The sequence below is a fragment of the Pseudomonas sp. Pdm06 genome (genome assembly GCF_014851795.1).
Lineage (GTDB): Bacteria > Pseudomonadota > Gammaproteobacteria > Pseudomonadales > Pseudomonadaceae > Aquipseudomonas > Aquipseudomonas fluorescens_AA.
In genome coordinates, this window is the sequence record NZ_JACVAH010000003.1 from 24,544 (window position 1) to 44,203 (window position 19,660).

A 19,660-nucleotide genomic window follows, 5' to 3' on the forward strand; every position below is an offset into this window, starting at 1 on the left:
ATTTACTCCGATACGATGATTTCATTGCCTTCAACGCTAAATCGATGTGGCATGTCTTCGGAGGCCCATTCCAGGTAGGAAAGCACTTCATGGAATCGAGGATCGTCGTGATCCAGCACTTCAGGCCGATACCGTGCGTCCATGACCATCGGAAGGAACGAAACTTTTTGTATACCGTTTTTGGTCGCCACTGCTTTGGCGAGCAAGCTCAAGGTACAGGCCTTGCCGTAGGGCATGAAAGGGTATTCGGGGTCGAGGTCCGCGTGATTGCGAACCGCACCGTGGGACCAGGCGGGTTCGTTCCATGAAGGCGCGGGAAACGACTTGGTCATTGCGAACACGCCGAGACTGTAGAAGATGGCTTTGCCCTTATACATCTCGATCGCTTTGGGAATATGCGGTGCGTGACACACCACCATATCTGCACCGGCATCAATGGCAGCATGGGCTACGGTCACCTGGTAATCGGAGATCACGCGTGGCAGCCGGATGACGCCGGAATGAAAAGCCAGGATAACGACGTCTACCTCACCTTTCAGCTTCTTGATGTCCTCGATCAGGTTCGCCAGGTCGCTGGAATCGGGTTCCGTGCGAATGCGAACGGGCTGGTGGGGACCACGTGTTTCATAGGAGGTATCGACCTTGATACTGGACACGCCAGGTTTTTGCGGGCCTGCCTCACTGCCGGCAGGACCGAGCGAGGTATAGCCCATATAACCGACCTTGATCCCGTCGTGTTCAATGATTGCTGGACATCGTGCTTCTTCCAGATCCCGACCTGCGCCTGTCACCTGGATGCCGCGCGAGACAAAGAAGTCCCGGGTATCCACGAGGGCATCCGGGCCGCTGTCGTAGCTGTGATTGTTTGCCAGGGTCACCGCATCGAACCTGCCATTGGTGAAAATAGCAGCCATTTCAACGGGCTGACCGACTTGTGGGGCATGATCTGCGCGCACGGTGCGGTCCGAGTAGGTGCGCATGCAGTTGATGAAGCGCATATCGGCCGAGGCAAGGGTCGGCAGGACGAGCTCTGTGTATCCCTCCACCGGGAAGCCGTCTTTCGGTCCATGCGTGGGTCCGCAGTCCCCGCCGATCAATATGGTGGCGTTCGATGTCATTTTCCCTCCTATTATTTTTGTGGGGAATTTATGGTTCCGATGAATGAAACATATGCTGCTAGTTAGAACTGATAATAGCACTGCGAAAACGGCATGACCACGATTTGTACAGGCATCATGTCGTTGGATAAAGAGTCAGCTTTGATTTTCTTGGTTCTGATGATCGGAACAGGTATCGATAATAAGAACATGTGATAGTATCAATTTCGACTTCCTTCCGGGCGCGGGCGTTACCTGCCTGAGCGTCTCTGTGGCAGGTCGAGGGTCGACGCCTGTTCAGGAAAACGGCGTTGGTGCCAGTCTACTATTTGAAATTATCAGTTAGTTCAATCGCTTACATGAAAATAAGAGAGGGCGGAAATGGCAGGCTCACTGGATCAAACGCAGGGGTACACACCGGCAGGGCGGCTTGCCGGGAAAGTTGCTGTTGTTATTGGTGCTGGACAAAGCCCGGGCGAAGGCATGGGTAACGGTCGAGCGGCGGCCATTCGATTTGCACGTGAAGGGGCGCACGTTCTGGCCGTTGATCGGCAAATCGAGTCCGCTGAGGAAACTGCGGCGATGATCATTCAGGAGGGCGGTTCCGCTGCAGCATTTTCTGCGGATGTGACCCGGGAACATGAGTTGGCCCTTGCCATGCAGATGGCAAAAAAACGTTGGGGGGCCCTGGATGTCCTGCACAACAATGTGGGGGTCAGCCTCGCCGGTGGTGACGCCGACTTGATGGACATCACCGAAGATCAGTTCGATAACATTTGCCGTATCAATCTTCGCGGTACCGTCTTTGCCTGTAAGCACGCAGTAGCACTCATGCGCGAACAAGGGGGCGGGGTTATCGTCAATGTGTCATCCGCGGCGGCATTGGGTAAGTATCCCTACGTTACCTACAAGGCTACAAAAGCGGGTGTCATTGCTTTCACCGAGCAGTTGGCGCTTCAAAATGCTCCTTATGGGATCAGGGCAAACTGCATCCTGCCAGGCTTGATCTCGACGCCGATGGCGGTTGAGGCGCGTATTCAAGCGTGGAACCAGACGCGTGAGCAGGTCAGCGCGGAGCGCAACGCCAAAGTGCCGCTCGGCCGCCAGGGAACCGCTTGGGATGTTGCGAATGCGGCCCTGTTTCTTGCGTCCGATGAAGCCAATTTCATCACTGGTATCTCATTGGCGGTGGACGGCGGCCGGCTGCTCAATCGTATTTAATTGTAGTCCCCCACTGCTGGCAGTGGGGGACCATCGGCGCATTGCCGCTCAATCAACGTAGCCCGACAATACCCATCCAGTACTGAAGTTGATTTCCTGGCGTCTCGACATCGACGCTTCGAGCGTACTTGAGATGCCCGTCATCACCTATCCGGAATATCGACAGTGTCGCGGGCGTTACAGCCAGCCCTTTTTCATCATCGTATGTGGCCAAGGCCTTGATACTCGCCGTGACGAGCAAACGGCCACTGGGATCACAGGCAAATGTTCGGACGTGAAAGGAACGAGTGTCCACATGCTGAACGAGTGTGGGCTCGCCTGTTTCAGGGTTGATAGCGTAGACGGCTATGTTGTTTTCACCTCCGGAGAACACTTGGTGCCCCTGGTCGGAGTGCGTCGCATCTGCGCGATTTACCAGGTAAACAAACTTCCCGTTTGGATGAACATGGATTGCACCGGCGAGTTGTCGCGGGCGCACGTGCTCAGGGGTTCGCAGCGTTCCCCGCGTGAAGGCTGGCTCGGCCTCGATCCGGTCACCGTCATGTCGGAACATGTAGAGACGGTTGGTTCGCTCGTCGGCTGCGTAAAGCCACGGATGCGTCGGATGAAAGTCGACATGCCGCGGGCCGAAGTCATAGCCATGATTCGGCGCAACCACATCGCTCATTTGGAGATGCTCTTCAGTTAGCCGAAATGAACGGAGTGCCCCGGGATCTTCCAGCTTGTCTGTCGTTGCGTTATTGCCGCGGTCAACTACCAGGACTTGTTTGGCGGATGGATAAAACATGACTTGGTGCGGATAGACCCCAAAGTCGGTGTCCGGATCCTGAGCCTGGCAACTGCCAATTGTACGGTCTGCGTTGATGCGGTGCACAGTCAATGAGCCGCGCTTGAAATTGTGGGCATTGACGATAAATCGTCCCAGGGGGTCGATACACAAATGTACCGCTCGGTAGGGAAGTCGCGCAGGTAAGCCGTGAGTGTTGAGTTGCCCGTCAGGTCCCAACGAGTAAGCGCTGACGTGATTGTGATGGGACTCCACCCTCGGGCCACCGTCGCTTGTTGAGACATACAGGAAGCCGCCGGATGGATGAGGCCATGCGTATTGCACCTTTGAGGCCACAGTGACGCTTTCCATCCTGTGGAGCGTTGCGCTGTCTACGTCAATCATATAGCGCGTGATGACATCATCTACGGCGCTGTAGAGTACGGCGCGGCTGCTCATTCAAGCCTCCGAATGGTCAATTGTGAACATGGGAACGGACATGCCGCTTTCTGATTCTTTAAACGCGACCCTGACCCGCTGCCCGATGCGAACACTGTCCAGATCAACATCGACAATATTCGTAAGCATCATCAGTCCCTCGTCAAGGCGCACATAGGCAATGCAGTACGGTGCTGATGCGCCGCGTCTTGTGATGCTGAAGGTGTAGATTGTCCCGGTCCCGCTTGCGGTGATCCATTCGACATTGGTGCTCCAGCAAAACGGGCACAACGCACGAGGATAATGATGCGGTTGATGGCAGGCATTGCAGCTCTTCAAGAGCAGGCGCCCCTCGGCCGCAGCATCGAAATAGGGTTCATCACCGGGGTTCAGGATGGGGTCGCTGATGGGGCGTTCTGTGTAGGGGGTCGACATGTTTTTACTCCCTTTCCATGATGACGGTGGCTGCACCGTGCCGATGACCTATCGCGCCGCCGATGCCGGTGGCGAGGGCTAGCGAACAGTTGGGAACTTGCACCTTTGGATGAGCCTCGCCTCGAAGCTGTCGTACGGCTTCGATTATTTTTGTGATCCCGCCGCGATTGGCGGGATGGTTATTGCACAGGCCGCCGCCATCGGTGTTGAACGGCAACTTGCCGATGCCCGAAATAAGGTTGCCGTCCGACACGAATTTTCCGCCTTCGCCTTTTTTGCAGAATCCCAGGTCTTCAAGTTGTAGGATGACGGTGATGGTGAAGCTGTCATAGATGGAGGCGTACTGGATGTCGGCCGGTGTCACACCCGCCTCTTCGAAGGCTCGAGGGCCGGTCCACGCGGCTCCGGTATAGCTCAAGTCGAGGCGTCCACCCATCTGGTGTTTAGTGGATTCACCGCAGCCAAGTATCCGTACCCGTGGTCTGTTGAGGGCCTTCGCAATCTCCGGGCGGGCAACGATAACTGCGCCGCCGCCGTCGCTCACGACGCAGGAATCGAGACGCCGCAGCGGGTCAGAAATCATCGGCGATGCCAATACATCTTCGACCGAGACCACTTTGCGCAACATCGCCAGAGGGTTGTGTTGCGCATGGTGAGAGGCGGCGACCTTGACCCACGCCAGTTGCTCGCTGGTTGTGCCGTACTCATGCATGTGGCGCATCGCACACATGGCATAGAGGTTCAACGTGACTGGGTTATAGGGCATCTCGAATGGCGCGTCCGGTAGATTGACTCCTCGTACGCGCGCCTGTATCCCAGAGATACCTTCAGAGTTGGGGCGACCAGCCAGTGTAATCAGAGCCACGTTGCATCTGCCCGCTGCTATTGATTCTGCAGCGTGGGCGATATGGGCGAGATAAGAGCATCCTCCCATATCGGTCGAATCGACATGCCTCAGCTTGTCCAGATTCAGGTAGTTGGCCATCGACCATACATTCCCGCCGGGTGCATCGCCCGCGCAGAAATATCCGTCGATGTCATCTTTGCTTAATCCCGCGTCTTCAATTGCCCCTTTCGCCGCCTCCGCATGTAGTTGTGCCACCGAATGGTGGGGGGCCTTGCGTAGGGGGTGCTCATACGCTCCGACGATGTATGCCCTGCCTTTTATTGTCATCTCTAGGGTTTCCTCAGTGCATGAAGATGAAGCTCGAATGTGCTTTCCGGTACCTTCGTTCAGGGGGATCGGTCCAGCGTCAAAGACTAAAGTAGCACAGCAAAAAGTTCCGATCAGTGAAATCCGTGCTGATTATCAAAACTCATGCTACCATCGATTCAACGTTGTTTGGAGCGCAGGATGGCGCTGCACTCAAATTTCCGGGCCAAACCTGGATGCTCATTGGGTGCGAGCGGTCGCGGGGTAGGGGCAGGCCATATTTTTTTTGAGACAGGAAGATGAGATGAGCGAAAGCCTGATGGTCAGTTACGAAGTCGAAGGTGTTGTGGCCGTAATCACAGTCAACAATCCGCCCGTCAACGCCCTGACTCCCGAGATGAGAGGGAGCATCATTGACGCCGTTACCCATGCGAACGCCGACCCGGCTGTCGCGGCGATCGTGTTGATGGGGGGTGGCCAGAATTTCATCGCGGGTGCTGATATTCGACAGTTCGGCAAGGCGAGAACAATCACTACCAGCATGAGTGCTGCGGCACTCGACGCCAGCGCCAAGCCGACTGTCGCTGCTATTCATGGATATGCGCTGGGAGGCGGTCTCGAGCACGCCCTCGCTTGCCATTACCGGATTGCATTGCCCACAGCCAAGCTCGGATTGCCCGAGGTCGCTCTCGGGCTGATACCAGGAGGCGGCGGTACGCAGCGTTTACCAAGGCTGGTCGGGGCGGCCGTAGCCACCGATTTGCTCGTCTCCAGCCGCCATATCCATGCCCCCGAAGCATTGCAGATCGGGCTTATTTCCCAGATTGTTCCAGGAACACAAAACCAAGAGCTTCGTGACGCTGCCGTAAGGTATGCAAAAGCAGTGGCGCACGCTCAACCGCAGCGCGTACGCGATTTGGCGCTCGAACCGATGGATGCGACAACCATGGATTTGCTGCAAGCGGCACGCCGCGAAGCAGCCAAAAAGTCTCCTCACAACAAGGCGCCTCAGTACGCGATCGATTGTATCGAAGCAGCTTTCAACCTGCCGTTTGATGAGGCTCTAGAGGTTGAGAGCCGCTTGTTTTCTGAGCTGGAGGGTTCTGATGTTGCCAAGGCACTTCGCTACGCATTTTTTGCCGAGCGCGAGGCTGCCAAGGTTCCGGATGCGCCCCCGGGTTTCAAGCCTGCTGGTGTGACGTCCGCTGCTGTGATCGGCGCGGGAACGATGGGCGCCGGTATTGCCATTTGCTTCGCTGATGCAGGCATTGTGGTGAAACTCCTGGAAGCGAGTGCCGAAGCACTGGACAGGGGCCTGCAGCGCATACGTGACATCTACGCCGTAAAGGTCAAGCGCGGACGCATGACTGTGCAAGAAATGGATGCATGCCTTCAGTTTGTCCAGCCTGTCTCTCATTACGAAGAGATCGGCGACTGTGATGTCGTGGTTGAAGCGGTGTTTGAACGGATAGATCTGAAGAAGGATGTGTTCACCAAACTTGATGCGGTGATGAAGCCTGGCGCGCTGTTGCTAACGAACTCTTCCGCGATTGATATCAACGTCATGGCCAACATGACAGGCAGGCCTCAGAGCGTCGCCGGCGCTCATTTCTTCGCTCCCGCGAACGCGATGAAACTGTGCGAAATCGTGAAGGGTGATCAAACCTCGATCGAGACAGTTGTGCGGGCAATGAAGATGGGTCGCGATCTTAAAAAAGTCTGCGCGGTCTCCGGAACGTGCGATGGCTTCGCGGCAAATCGCAGTCGCGCGCCGCTGGTCACGGAAATGATGCTACTGCTTGAGGAGGGAGCACGCCCTGAGCAGATCGACAGGGTCATGGTTGAATTTGGCTATCCAATGGGACCGTTCGCAGTGAGCGATCTGTCCGGTCTCGATGTCAGCTATGACACGCGCAAGCGTCGCGCGGCAGCTGACCCTCAATACAGGAAGCTCCATGTCCCGGATCGGATGGTCGAGCTGGGCCGCAAGGGCCAGAAAAATGGGGCCGGGTGGTATCGCTATGAAGAAGGTGACCGCACACCTCGTCACGATGAAGAAGTGATGCGGATCATCGCGACCGTCGCCCATGAGCTTGGCACGCCTCAGCGTACCTTTACCGACAGTGAAATCCTCAAACGTCTGTTATTTGCCTCGATCAACGAGGCTTGCAAGATCCTGGATGAAGGTAAGGCATATCGAGCCAGTGACATTGATGTCATGTGGTTGTACGGCTTTGGATTTCCTCGCCATCGAGGAGGGCTGCTGTACTGGGCTGACACGATCGGGGCCACGGAAATCCATCTGCAAGTGCAGCAATGGCATGAGCAATACGGCAGGCGTTGGGCACCTAGTCCGCTGCTGTCGAAAGCGGCCAATGAAGGGCTGTCCCTGAGAGAGCTGAAATCAGTCATATGAAAGCACGGCAATGGCAACCATGGCCGCGTGCGGCCGGTAACAGCTGTTCTGGCAAAGTGAAAGCAACGCCCTGGTTGCTGTCCCCCAAGGGTTACGAAACGCTTCCCATGGTCGGCAAAGGGGCCAACAAGTAGAAAATGAAACGGAAGAAAAATCATGAGCAATGACACGTCCACACAAGCCTTGTCCGAGGGCGAATTCAAAATTTGGCAATGCATTTTATGCGGTTTCATGTATGACGAAGCCGAAGGTATTCCGGAAGAGGGCATACCTGCTGGAACTCGGTGGGAAGATGTTCCCCAGGATTGGATTTGCCCTGAGTGTTCGGCGACGAAGCTGGACTTCGAGATGGTCGAGATTTGATTAATTGCCTTTCCGGCACAGTGTTTTTTCGGTGATTGAGGGCGATATCAACCGAGCCCCTTGGCGCCAAATGTAGAGGGAATTCAGATGTCCATTGAAACCAATAATAATGTCATCGCCGACGCTGATCATCCGCGCGTAGGCCTCTTCATCGACGGTGAATGGATTTTCGACCGCCCCTCTTGCTTTGAAGTGTTGGACCCCAGCACCGAAGCATCGCTCACCAGCGTTCCCGGGGCCACGACCGCTGACCTGAAACGCGTGTTGGCCGCCGCTGAGCGGGGGTTCAAAATCTGGCGGGACACACCACCGGCTGAGCGTAATATCATCATCAGTCGTGCCATCGCAGGCGTGCGTTCACGTTCCGAAGAAATCGCGCAGATCATCACCCGAGAGAACGGCAAATTAATTGCAGATGCGCGTGCGGAGGTGGAGCGTTCGGCGAGCTTCTTCGATTGGGACATGGCACAGGCCCTGCGAGCCTACGGGACCATCGTTCCGGGCGAAGCTCAAATGCAGAAATCGATTCTTCGTCAGCCAATTGGTCCAGTCGCAGCGTTCACGCCTTGGAATGTGCCGCTAAGCGCACCGTCGCGAAAAATCAGCGGTGCACTGTGCGCCGGGTGCTCCATCATTTTGAAAGCCCCAGAAGAAACCCCTGGCGCGGCAGTAGCAATGGTTCAGTGCTTCGAGCGAGCCGGTTTGCCCAAGGGCGTATTGAATCTGGTGTTTGGCAACCCGGCGCTAGTGTCTTCGACCCTGATCGAGTCGCCAGTGACCCGCATGGTGACCTTGACGGGGTCGGTGGCAGTCGGCAAGCACTTGAGCCAACTGGCGGGTGCGGCCATGAAGCCGGTGCTGATGGAGCTCGGCGGCCATGCCCCGGTCATCGTTTGCGAAGGGGTCAATGCCGCGGAAATCGGCAAGATGGCACTCAAGAGCAAAATTCGGATCAACGCTCAGTGGTGCGCTGCGCCAGGTCGCTTCCTGGTACACGAGAGTATCTACGACGAATTCGTAGCGGCGTTTGTGGCAACCGCCGATCAGGTACGTGTGGCCGACGGCATGGATACGAAGGCAGACATCGGACCGGTCACCAGTGTCCGGCGCCTCGCCGCGATGCAGCATTTTGTCGATGACGCATTGGCGCGTGGCGGCAAGGTTGCCGTGGGTGGGCATCGTGTAGGTGAGCGTGGTTATTATTTTGCGCCGACTCTGCTGGTCGACACTCCACTAGATTGCGCCATCATGACCGATGAGCCTTTTGGGCCGGTCGCTGTCGCGGTTCGTTTCTCGACCCTTGATGAGGCCATCGAGATTTCCAACAGTCTATCCGTGGGTTTGGCTGCTTTTGCGTTCACCAATTCACTGGAACAGGCTGAACGATTGAGTCGTGAGCTGGATGTTGGAGTCCTGTCGATTAACCATTTCGGTGCGCCGGATCCTGACACTCCGTTTGGCGGTGTGAAGGACAGTGGTATTGGTAGAGAGGGGGGGCCGTGGAGTCTGGACTCGTACATGGTCAGCAAGACCGTGCTACAGAAAACTGCTCGCGTCTGACTCAGTGCCCCCAGTTTCCGTGACGGGCGTTGGGGGCTTTGGCTTTATCCGATGATCAAGGCCAATCCAGTGACCACTTGAATTCATAGGAGCATTCACTGAGGCAGGCATTTCCTGAAGCTGCTTCCTGCTAATGTCGGACTTTTTTTGATGCGCAAGGCATCAATGCGCTTCGCACGAACGCATCCGATTAAGGAGTTTGCCCATGAGCGCCAATAATGGTCGCCTGCCTATGATCGGGCTACTTGCTCTGTCCACTACAGCGTTTCTCACCATTCTGACCGAGACGATGCCGGCAGCGGTTCTGCCTGCGATGTCGGAGAGCCTTGAGCAGCCCCCCGCTGGTATCGGTTTATTGGTTTCCATCTATGCATTGGCCTCCGCTGCAGCCGCAATCCCCATTGTGGCGCTCACTCGAAGTCTGCCTCGCAAATCGTTGTACATCATGCTCGTGCTGAGCTTTGCAATGGCTAACGGTATTACCGCCATCTCGACGTCTTATGCGCTGACGGTCGCGTCACGGGTGGTGGCTGGCCTGGCCGCAGGAGTTGTCTGGCCGGTCATCTGTGGTTATGCCATCCGCTTGGTCGATCGCAAAGACATGGGACGGGCTGTCGCGATTACCCTGGCGGGGAGTACCGTGGCCATGGTCGCCGGTTTGCCCTTGGGTAGCATGCTGGGTTCATTGCTTGGATGGCGTTTCAGCTATGGATTGCTTTCGCTGCTCGCGCTGCTTGTCATCGTTTGGGTTTTGCTGGTCGTGCCGCCCATGCCGGGAGAGGGGCGCAAGGAAGGCACTTCGATTCATGACGTCATTCGCACCCCGGGGTTGAGAGTGATCTTGCTGTCGGCTTTTTGCGCGATCCTGGCTCATTACACGCTGTACACCTACATGGCGCCGCTTGCGGAAAAAAACAGGCTGTCAGGCGGGACCGCTCAGGGCCTGTTTCTGTTCGGTACGGGTGCCATCCTGGGCGTACTGATCGCCGGACGTTTCGTCGATACAAGGCTGCGGCTCATAGCGACCACCGCGTTGACGTGCACGGCTGTGACGATGGTTGTGCTGATAGCAGCTCCGTATCAAATGATCGCTTCGGCTGCGATATTTGTGTGGGGGGCTTCGTTCGGCGGCATGCCTACTGTTTTTCAATCAGCGACGGGGCGGGTGGCAGAAGATAATGCGGAGGTGGCAACGGCGATATTGACGACCATCTACAACTTGGGGATTTTTGGCGGAGGTGCCGTAGGTGGTTTGCTCCTAAGCTACTTCGGGATAGTAAGTCTCTCGGGGTTTGCGCTGCTCATCGTTAGCGCTTCCCTTGTGGTGGTCATGGGAGGGAGGTGTCACGCCTTTCCACGGCAGTAAATTATTGCGGGATATATCTCCCTGGAAGAGCGCGCGGCGTAGATGCAATCCTCACGACCGCGTTTCATGGCTGCCAAAAGCTCAGTCGGCATTCACCGGATCGCGCCCCGACGATGTTCAAGTGCTGCCATTCTGTTTATCGCGATAGCTCTTAACTCGTTGTTTTCATAGGTGCCTTCTTGATTCGGCGATATCTGTCTTTGCAGGACGTGCCGCTCATGGCTTAGCCACCGTTGTTCAACGGGACTCGTGGTGGCGCAGTTCAAGCACGAGCACTGTTGAGAAAAGCTCATTAGCGTATCAATCAGGTGCCGTATAGCCATGGCGCCATTGCCGGGGCTAGTTTTGTCTCGCTGGTGCAGCAGAAATGCTTTCGTTGGATGCGGGACTTGATTGCGCGCAACACAGGCATTGCACGCAGTTGTCATTTAATTTTATTACCCAAGCAAAGCAGGGCCGGATATGAATATCGCCGCAGTTAATACCTTGGAGATTCGGGTGATCGAAGAGGTTGACCAACACTTTGAACAGCGTTTGAAGGCGTACGCGGAGACCTTTGAAAAAGTACACGGATGCCTGGGGTATAGCGTGATTCGCAGCTCCCGCGATCCTGGTTTGTGGGTCTTCAGTGGCTACTGGAGCGCGGCATCGATGATGACTGAGCACTTTGAAAGTGAGTCGATGACGGCGTTGGTCAATCATTTGGTAACGTCATGTTCCAACCTGACGTTTGCCAGTTTCACGCCCCCAATCGGAAGGGGGCCGCACGATGAAGCTTGATGAAGCGCTATTTACGGCGATCGATCTCAATGCCTTGTTCATTCTCTTGGTGGTCTATCGCGAGCGAGGCGTGACGCGGGCAGCCGAACGACTGAACGTAAAGCAGCCAGCGGTGAGTAATACGCTGGCGAAGCTGCGCGTTCACTTTAAAGACCCCTTGTTCATTCGACGTTCGAGGGAGCTGGTGCCCACGGCCAAGGCCAACGAAATCGTACGGGGGTTGGCGCCGGCATTGATGAGGATCCAGGACGTTATACGCCCCTTGTGAGGATGATCGGCCGTGCCGTCCCTTCCTGTTCAGATAACCCATTCCAAGCAGGATTTTATCGATGAGAATAACGTTTGCCATGTCAATGCTTAGCGTAATCTTGATGGTTTCAAGTTCGTTGCACGCTGCAGAGGAGCCTGACAGCGCGATGCAAATTGTCAGGAACGGGGAGCAACCTTCTGTCCTGGGCTCGTCCAGGAATTTCGTCGGCACCGTCAGGGTTGATCCTTTATTTGCAGCGCGCCCGCCATCAAGGGTTACGGCAGGTGCTGTGACCTTTCAACCAGGGGCCCGATCAGCTTGGCACACTCATCCGGCGGGCCAAAATCTTATCGTCACGGCCGGTGTTGGATGGATTCAGCAAGAAGGGGGGGAGAAAATCGTCATCAAGCCTGGTGATGTGATTTGGACCCCGCCGGGTGTAAAACATTGGCACGGGGCCACGGATACCACTGGCTTGACGCACTTGGCAATTCAAGAGGTACAGGGCGGGAAAAATGTCGAGTGGCTGGAGCCGGTTACTGATGAGCAGTACGGGCATTCGCGATGAAGCCGCCAAGGCATCTGCGGATCAACGCGATATAGTCTGAAACCGGTATGGAAGAATCGACGATTAGGTCTGCATTATTCTGTTACATTGATGCTTGGCGCAGTGGGGCGATGGAGTTTTTTCGTCAATGATTAAAGGTGGGATTTAATGAATCTCCCGTTCTCCTTGGGCACTCCCTGAACTGCAGCTAATAAAATCGTCAGCGCACCAGTCCAGGATTGCAGGCAGTCCGGTATCTATTAATCAATTTTATGCATGACTCCATTCAATTGGATGTGGTGTTTCCAGACAGCGCTTCGAATACATTGACGTCGACGAATTGATCCTTTGTGGGCTTAGACCTAATGCCATGAAGGGTAGTGCCCGGCGTCAAAGCCCAATGCTCCGTTCAGCGCAGTTGACCAGCTAGATTTGATTCCACTGGCGTTCATCGAGCCTGGGCCAGGCCGCAGTCGTTCTGGATGTCCACACATCGGTTCTTAATTAGGAACAACACCATGAAGAAATTATTTTTTACGCTGGCCCTGCTGGCTAGTTCGTTTACCGCGGTGGCAGCCGATATGTCCAACGGCGCGAACAACTTTTTCAAGAGTGATAAGGTGACTGAGCAGAAGGTATCCTTCAATAATCAGTACCGAATGAAAGTCGTCGGGAACCTGTATGTCCCGAAAAATTTGAATAAGGCCAACAAAAGCCCTGCGATTGTCATTGGCCACCCGATGGGGGCGGTCAAAGAGCAAAGCTCAAATCTTTACGCTCAGAAACTCGCTGAACAAGGCTTTGTGACCCTTGCGATCGATCAATCGTTTTGGGGCGAAAGCGAGGGGCAACCGCGTAACGCCGTGGCGCCGGATATTTACTCCGAAGCGTTCAGCGCAGCGGTCGATTACCTTGGAACCCAGTCGTATATCGATCGCAACCGCATCGGCGTTCTCGGCATCTGTGGTAGCGGCAGTTTTGTCATCAGTGCGGCAAAAATCGACCCTCGGATGAAGGCGATTGCCACCGTCAGTATGTATGACATGGGCGCAGCCAACCGCGACGCGCTCAAGCACTCGCAAACACTTGAACAGCGCAAGCAGATCATCGCAGAGGCGGCTGAGCAGCGTTATGTAGAATTCACGGGTGGGGAAACCAAGTACACCGGCGGTACCGTGCATAAACTGGACGCGAACACCCATCCCATCCAGCGCGAATTCTTCGATTTCTATCGCACGCCTCGTGGTGAGTTCACCCCGGCCGGGTCTTCGCCTGAAGTGACGACGCATCCAACGCTGACCAGCAACGTGAAGTTCATGAACTTCTATCCGTTCAACGATATTGCGTCGATTTCGCCTCGTCCTATGCTGTTCATCGCAGGCTCTGAAGCACACTCGCTGGAGTTCAGCCAAGAAGCCTTCAAGCTGGCGGGTGAGCCTAAGGAGTTGTTCATCGTGCCAGGCGCGGGCCACGTGGACTTGTATGATCGGGTGAACCTGATTCCGTTCGACAAGCTGACTTCTTTCTTCCGAACCAACCTGAAGTAACCCATCTTTGAAGCCGCAACTGCCCGGTTTGCATAGGATGTTGTGGCTTCAAGTCTGAACGTAGGTCGTAGTGCGCATCGCTCGACTTGCCCTTGGTGGAACGTTCATCCCTTGAGTCTTCATGGCTCTTTCGGGCCCTGCACGCTGTGCAGGGCCTTTTTTTTCTGTCATGACTCGTGGCGCAACGCGGCGATTAATAAAGCCATAGCCCCGGAGGGTTGCCGACGGCTTGGGTAATAGAGATGAAGTCCTGTCCACAGCGGGCACCAGTCTTTCAGTACCGGAATCAGGTGGCCAGCCTTGACATAGGGCTCAGCGATGTCTTCAGGTACATAGGCGATACCCAAGCCTGCAATGGCTGCATCAAGGCAATCATAAATACTGTTGTAAATCAGCTGACCATCAACCCGCATGTTCAACTGCCGGCCATCTTCCCCGAACTCCCAAGGCCACAATCCACCATGGGTAGGAAGACGCAGGTTTATGCAATTGTGCTGCATCAAGTCTTCGGGCGTCTCTGGTTCAGGGCTGCTGGCGAAGTAGCGCCTGGTCGCTACTGCGGTGAATCGCATGTCAGGACCGATGCGTACGGCGATCATGTCCTGGGCTATCGCCTCACCCAATCGGACGCCCGCATCGAAACGATCTGCTGCGATGTCGATAAGCCCATTGTCCGCGAACAGCTCGACTTTTATTCCAGGGTACTTCGGCAGGAATTTCTTCAACTTTGGGGAGATGATCGATCGGATGGCATGATCCGATGCGGTGATGCGTACGGTCCCGGTTGGGCTTTCGCCCAGCTCTGACAACGCCAGTAATTCAGCGTCGATCTCTTCGAAGCGGGGACCGACAGTTGCCAGTAACCGTTCACCGGCTTCCGTTGGCGAGACTGAGCGGGAGTTGCGCGCAAGCAAGCGCGTGCCCAGATTTCGCTCCAGTGAGCTGACGGCATGGCTGACCGCGGATTGAGACAGGCCTAGATGCGCTGCTGCTCGAGTAAAACTCTTTTCCCGGGCGACGGCAATAAAGGCCATCAACCCACCAAAGGATTGCTTAAGGATGTCATCTTGCATGGCTTGAATGATCTTCGTGAGTGCGCATGAACAATAACATTCCGGTGCGTGGTGCGTAGAGTTTACGGAGGAGTTTGCTAGCGATGGTGAGCGACAGGGAAGTGTTGCCGAGTAGGAGAAACCAGCCCTCGGGCATGCGGACATTTGCGGTGTGGCTTAAGCCTATGACGTTATCTGGCGGTGCTCAGACAAGCGAATGATCAGCCGTGCCACAAAAGCCCCTGTCAGGATGACCGCAAACAATCGCAGGGTCTGCATTGCCAGCACCAGTCCCACGTCGGAATGCGTGTCCACCGCGATGATCGCCATCGTGTCGAGCCCGCCCGGGCTGGTGGCCAGGTAAATCGAGAGGAAATCCCTGTCCAATATTGATGCCAATAGCCAGGCAGATAATGCGCACAGCGCGATCAAAAGCGTGGCCCCCATTATCATCGCCGGCAGGCGCCGCCAGACGTACCCAATCGTTGGGCGGTCAAAGCGCAAGCCGACGTAGCAACCCAGTGCGCCATAAGCAGTAGCGAGGAGCCAGTCGGGCAGCGCGATGTGCAACAGGCCGCTGATTTGCAAGGCGCCACCCAGCAGCAACGGCATCAGCAGCGCCCCGGCGGGCACTCGATTGCCCAGTGCAACACCAGCAAGCAGCGTGGCGATGGTCAGGCCTAGATTAAGTAGTCCGAAGCTCTGCGGCTCGACGTTTGTCACGTGCGTTTCGCCGCCTGTCGGTGCCCCGACCCAGTGGCTCACCAGTGCGCCGATCATCACCACGCACACGACTCGTACGTATTGCATGGTGGCGACTACTCGCGAATCGGCACCGTACTCATCCGCCATCGAGACCATCGCCGAGGCAGCGCCTGGAGCCGTTCCCCATGCGGCGGTGCTGGCCGGAATGCCTGCCCATACCAAGGCTAGTCCGACCAGAGCACTGAGGCAAACCGTTGCGGCGGTTGCCAGCAGCATCATCGGCCAGGACTGGGCTATCGAGAGAAGCACTGCCAGCGTCATGGAATGGGCCGCCAGAATGCCAACACAACCTTGGCCCAGCTTGAAGGCGTAGGGATGGAGCTGTATACCCGCACCGAACGTTCCAAACACGATGGCGACCATCATCGGCCCCAGGAACTGGCCGGCTGGCACCCCTAGAAACTTCAGCAACTGACCGGCTGCTCCAGCCACTAGCGCAAGCGCCAACCATTTGAATGGCGCGGGGTAGGCATGTAGAGAAAATCTGGCAGAAGAAGACAAGAGTCGTGCTCCAATCGCTGGTCGCCTTGAGGGCGTGGCATCGCTATCGATGTGCTGATAATTATTGATAGCGTGTTTGATAAAGTCTATTTTCTAATATCGATTGATTGATAACTTTGGTTGATGAATATGGACCTGCGTGACCTTGCCTATTTTGAAGTCATCGCCGAGCTGGGCCATCTGGGCAGGGCCGCACAAAAGCTCAACCGCAGTCAGCCGGCGCTGACTAAAAGCATCCAACGACTTGAGGAGTCTCTAGGTGCCCGGCTGTTCGAACGCGACGGGCGTCGGATCAAGCTGACGGCAGTGGGGGAGTTGCTGAAGGTGCGTGGCAAACAGCTACAGCAGAGCGTTGCCGAAACCCAGCGAGAGATACGTGATGTTGCCAACGGGGTGATGGGCAATATTCGCCTGGGCTGCGCTGCTTCCATGGCTGATCACCTACTCCCGCACCTGACCGCGACTCTGCTTTCACGTGCGCCGCAGATCACCTTGAACCTGGTGATTGGGCAGGACGATTTACTGCGCGAATCACTTTTTTCCGGGCGGCTGGACATGGTGATCTGCCCGCAGTACGAAGCAGATCCTTTGTTGGAATTTCATGCGTTGTTTGACGATGAGGCGGTAGTGGTCGCCAGCCGCAACCACCCGCTGTTTAGCGCAGGTTATGAGTTGCGCGATTTGTGCCAGTACCGTTGGGTGCTGCCGGCCACCGCCGTGCCGGCCCGACGCTGGATAGACAATGCGTTTCAGTCCAGAGACCTGCCTTTGCCTCAAGTGCAGATCGAAACGACTTCGATCTCCTTGCTGCCGCGCCTGATTGGTGAAACCAACCTGCTCAGTTTTCTGGCCCGGGAGACTCTCGAAGACGTAAAGGGTGTGACGCACCTTCGGGAGATCAAGCTCAAGGAAACAACAATGAAACGCACGATTGTCGTTTTCGTGCGAACCGGCGCCTATTTGTCGCCGGCGGCGCAAGTACTGCTGAACGTGCTTAAAGACGATGCACCGCTGTTATTGAGGTAGCGGATGCATAGCGACGGCTTGGGCACAAGAGGCTATCAGGCGGGCGTGGACTGGGTAAGCCGCCCGCCATTCCCAACGACTAGCGCTGCCAGGATGAGCAATACGCTGCCGCCAATCAGCGGGGCTGTTACCGATACATGATCCAGCAAGCTGCCACCGAAAGCGCCTCCGACCATGATCGCCATCTGGATAGCTGCAACCATCAGTCCACCGCCAGTTTCGGGCTCATCGCTTACCTCTTTGGCGAGCCAGGTCGACCAGCATACTGGGATGGCCGAGTACAACATCCCCCAGGCAAACATCATGATGGCGGCGGCTGCGAAACTGTAGCCCAGCTCGGCCAGAGCCACCGTCATGACAGCCAACGCCACCGGAAGCCAGCGCAACAATTGGAAGAGGAATTGTTTTTCCAGCAGTCGGCTGACGATGTACGTACCACCGAAACCGGCTATGCCCAGGCTCAACAATAAAACCGACAGTTGAGTGGAGTCGACGCCAGTAACCTGTTCGAGAAATGGCCGCAAATAAGTGAAAGCGGTGAATGTACCACCAAACGTCAGCATGGCGGCCAGCAGACCGAACATGACGTTCCGACGTTTCAGCACCCCGAACAGACTGGAAAGGGGAATGGTTTTTTCTGGCTGCATTGCGGGCAAGCTTTTGTATTGCCAGATCACGTTAATGATGACAATCGGTACAAGCGCCGCGAACACAAAGCGCCACCCCAGATGACCTCCCACATAGGCCCCAATGGGTGCGGCAAACGCAGCGGCCACTGAGTGGCCCATATAGATCATGCCCAAGGCTTTGGGCACAGCCTCCTCCGGGACTATCCGAAGCACAGTGGCGGTGGACAATGCCCAGAAACCACCGATTGCGACGCCTAGAAAAGCTCTGGCGATCATCAACCAAGTGAAGCCCGGCGCCAAAGCGATGACCACCAGCGAAATGAGCATCAGCAGGGTCATCGAGACCAGGACATGACGTCGATCGAAGCGTCCGGCGATAGAGGCAATGCAAAGACTTGCCACCACCGCAAAGAAGCCGGAAATGGAAATGGCCTGGCCAGCCATGCCTTGTGAGGTGTGAAGGTCGTTGGCGATGGGCGTCAGGAGACTCACTGGCATGAATTCTGCGGCGATCAGCAGAGCGACGCAGAGTGTCAAAGACCCCACGGCGCTCCAGATCCGGCTGTCAATCTGGGCCGTATTCAAAGTTGAGGTAGTCATCGGTGTTCCTGTGAAATAGCCAATACATGACGCCCTCGACAACTAGGGCGCTGGGCGAATGGACGAATAATGAAAGGAAAAATAACCAGGGATCGACCCCAGCGGGCGATGGGACACTGTCTCATCGCGACTTGCTTGAGGCGAAATGATAGGGGGCTAAGGATGATCTGTAATGATCTGAAATCCGAAAGCGCCTATGAATGATGGCGAATAATTCAGATGCGAAAAAGGAAGGGCTCAGAGCACCGTTGACTATTCGGGGTGCCGTAACTCATCGATTAGAACCTGCATCGCCCGAGACTTCTCGCGCTCGCTGGAGTAATAAAGGTGCAGTCCCGGGAATGTTCTCCACCAGGCTTGCATGACAGGAACCAGAGTGCCGTTAACCAGATGGGGGTGAGCGATGTCCTCGGGAACATAAGCCAGCCCGAAACCCGATACAGCGGCATCCAAAATCTGATTGATGCCGTTGAATACAAGTCTGCCTTTGACTCTCGTATTGATTTCCTGGCCGTCCTTTTCCAGCTCCCACGCGTACAGGCCGCCACGTGTTGGCAGGCGCATATTTATACATTCATGTTCCATGAGGTCTTGAGGTCTGGTCGGCATGGCACGAGACTCCATGTAGGACGGCGCGCCCACTATCACAAAACGCATGTCGGGAGCTATACGAACTGCTTCGATCCCGTTTGCCAACCCGTCCCCGAGCCGGATGCCAAAGTCGAAATGGTCGGCCACGATGTCCGTCAAGCCATAGTCGATAACGACTTCTACACTTATTTGTGGGTATTTCGGCAGGGCTTGCGCCAATTTCGGCCAAAGCACAGTTTCGATGACATGATCGGTTGCCGTGATGCGAATGTTGCCGGCGGGGGTGTCGCCAAATTCAGCCACGGCGATCAGTTCGGTCTCGATTTCCCTCAACCGCGGTTCAACGGTATTGAGCAGACGTTCACCGGCCTCGGTGACCGATACGCTACGGGTCGTCCGAGTGAGAAGACGTACGCCGACCCGAGCCTCCAATCTCTGGATGCTATGACTGAGCATCGATTGAGAGATTCCCAGCTGGGAGGCCGCCCGCGTGAAACTTTGCTCTCGTGCAACTGCAATGAGCGCGAGCAGGTCGCTGTAGTGTTCCTTTGCCATTC

General features: G+C 55.8%; 18 protein-coding genes. 10 read left to right on the plus strand and 8 right to left on the minus strand.

Features of this window, described 5'->3' with window-relative positions; all coding sequences use genetic code 11:
- Window positions 1–2: 2 nt before the first annotated feature.
- Complete coding sequence (locus IB266_RS05840; protein WP_103308710.1) at window positions 3–1,118, minus strand: CapA family protein; 1,116 nt, start codon at window positions 1,116–1,118, stop codon at window positions 3–5.
- A gap of 360 nt (window positions 1,119–1,478) precedes the next feature.
- Between IB266_RS05840 and IB266_RS05845 the strand changes: the two genes are divergently transcribed.
- Complete coding sequence (locus IB266_RS05845) at window positions 1,479–2,318, plus strand: SDR family NAD(P)-dependent oxidoreductase (RefSeq protein WP_060743011.1); 840 nt, start codon at window positions 1,479–1,481, stop codon at window positions 2,316–2,318.
- Between the two features lie 52 nt (window positions 2,319–2,370).
- On the opposite strand, the gene IB266_RS05850 is transcribed toward IB266_RS05845, so the two are convergent.
- From IB266_RS05850 to IB266_RS05860, 3 genes are read right to left on the minus strand one after another with little or no spacing between them, the layout of a single operon-like run.
- Window positions 2,371–3,543 carry a lactonase family protein gene (locus IB266_RS05850; RefSeq protein ID WP_060743010.1) on the minus strand — a complete coding sequence of 391 codons (1,173 nt, stop codon included), beginning with the start codon at window positions 3,541–3,543 and terminating at the stop codon, window positions 2,371–2,373.
- On the minus strand, window positions 3,544–3,957 hold the full coding sequence (locus tag IB266_RS05855) for a Zn-ribbon domain-containing OB-fold protein (RefSeq protein WP_060743009.1): 414 nt from the start codon (window positions 3,955–3,957) through the stop codon (window positions 3,544–3,546).
- 4 nt (window positions 3,958–3,961) lie between these two features.
- A complete protein-coding gene (locus tag IB266_RS05860) occupies window positions 3,962–5,131 on the minus strand; it encodes a thiolase domain-containing protein (RefSeq protein ID WP_013692824.1) in 1,170 nt (389 codons plus the stop codon).
- A 283-nt stretch (window positions 5,132–5,414) separates the two neighbouring features.
- Between IB266_RS05860 and IB266_RS05865 the strand changes: the two genes are divergently transcribed.
- The 8 genes from IB266_RS05865 to IB266_RS05900 all read left to right on the plus strand — a co-directional run bounded on the left by IB266_RS05865 (window position 5,415) and on the right by IB266_RS05900 (window position 13,939).
- Window positions 5,415–7,526, plus strand: a complete 2,112-nt coding sequence (locus IB266_RS05865; RefSeq protein WP_060743008.1) for a 3-hydroxyacyl-CoA dehydrogenase NAD-binding domain-containing protein — start codon at window positions 5,415–5,417, stop codon at window positions 7,524–7,526.
- A 183-nt stretch (window positions 7,527–7,709) separates the two neighbouring features.
- Entirely contained in the window at window positions 7,710–7,889 is a 180-nt protein-coding gene (locus IB266_RS05870) for a rubredoxin (RefSeq protein ID WP_343226763.1), read from the plus strand.
- 87 nt (window positions 7,890–7,976) lie between these two features.
- The gene (locus IB266_RS05875) at window positions 7,977–9,449 is read left to right on the plus strand and encodes an NAD-dependent succinate-semialdehyde dehydrogenase (protein WP_060743007.1); all 1,473 of its coding nucleotides are present in this window, start codon (window positions 7,977–7,979) and stop codon (window positions 9,447–9,449) included.
- 205 nt (window positions 9,450–9,654) lie between these two features.
- Window positions 9,655–10,815 (plus strand): MFS transporter, encoded by a 1,161-nt coding sequence (locus tag IB266_RS05880; RefSeq protein ID WP_060743006.1) that lies wholly within the window; start codon window positions 9,655–9,657, stop codon window positions 10,813–10,815.
- Window positions 10,816–11,277: 462 nt separating this feature from the next.
- Window positions 11,278–11,595, plus strand: a complete 318-nt coding sequence (locus IB266_RS05885) for an antibiotic biosynthesis monooxygenase family protein (RefSeq protein ID WP_192260532.1) — start codon at window positions 11,278–11,280, stop codon at window positions 11,593–11,595.
- On the plus strand, window positions 11,585–11,863 hold the full coding sequence (locus IB266_RS05890) for a LysR family transcriptional regulator (RefSeq protein ID WP_060743004.1): 279 nt from the start codon (window positions 11,585–11,587) through the stop codon (window positions 11,861–11,863). The genes IB266_RS05885 and IB266_RS05890 overlap by 11 nt, the downstream gene beginning before the upstream one ends.
- 61 nt (window positions 11,864–11,924) lie before the next feature.
- Entirely contained in the window at window positions 11,925–12,413 is a 489-nt protein-coding gene (locus tag IB266_RS05895) for a cupin domain-containing protein (protein ID WP_063321885.1), read from the plus strand.
- Window positions 12,414–12,910: 497 nt separating this feature from the next.
- Window positions 12,911–13,939, plus strand: a complete 1,029-nt coding sequence (locus IB266_RS05900; RefSeq protein ID WP_013692831.1) for an alpha/beta hydrolase — start codon at window positions 12,911–12,913, stop codon at window positions 13,937–13,939.
- Between the two features lie 167 nt (window positions 13,940–14,106).
- Here IB266_RS05900 and IB266_RS05905 read toward each other — a convergent pair whose 3' ends face one another.
- Together IB266_RS05905 and IB266_RS05910 are read right to left on the minus strand one after the other, a co-directional pair.
- Window positions 14,107–15,012, minus strand: coding sequence for a LysR family transcriptional regulator (locus IB266_RS05905; protein ID WP_013692832.1), 906 nt, complete (start codon window positions 15,010–15,012; stop codon window positions 14,107–14,109).
- Between the two features lie 162 nt (window positions 15,013–15,174).
- The gene (locus tag IB266_RS05910) at window positions 15,175–16,257 is read right to left on the minus strand and encodes an AbrB family transcriptional regulator (protein ID WP_192260533.1); all 1,083 of its coding nucleotides are present in this window, start codon (window positions 16,255–16,257) and stop codon (window positions 15,175–15,177) included.
- Window positions 16,258–16,386: 129 nt separating this feature from the next.
- On the opposite strand from IB266_RS05910, the gene IB266_RS05915 reads away from it, so the two are divergent.
- A complete protein-coding gene (locus IB266_RS05915; protein ID WP_013692834.1) occupies window positions 16,387–17,283 on the plus strand; it encodes a LysR family transcriptional regulator in 897 nt (298 codons plus the stop codon).
- A gap of 35 nt (window positions 17,284–17,318) precedes the next feature.
- Here IB266_RS05915 and IB266_RS05920 read toward each other — a convergent pair whose 3' ends face one another.
- Complete coding sequence (locus IB266_RS05920) at window positions 17,319–18,512, minus strand: MFS transporter (protein WP_192260534.1); 1,194 nt, start codon at window positions 18,510–18,512, stop codon at window positions 17,319–17,321.
- A 252-nt stretch (window positions 18,513–18,764) separates the two neighbouring features.
- The gene (locus IB266_RS05925; protein WP_192260535.1) at window positions 18,765–19,658 is read right to left on the minus strand and encodes a LysR family transcriptional regulator; all 894 of its coding nucleotides are present in this window, start codon (window positions 19,656–19,658) and stop codon (window positions 18,765–18,767) included.
- Window positions 19,659–19,660 lie beyond the last annotated feature (2 nt).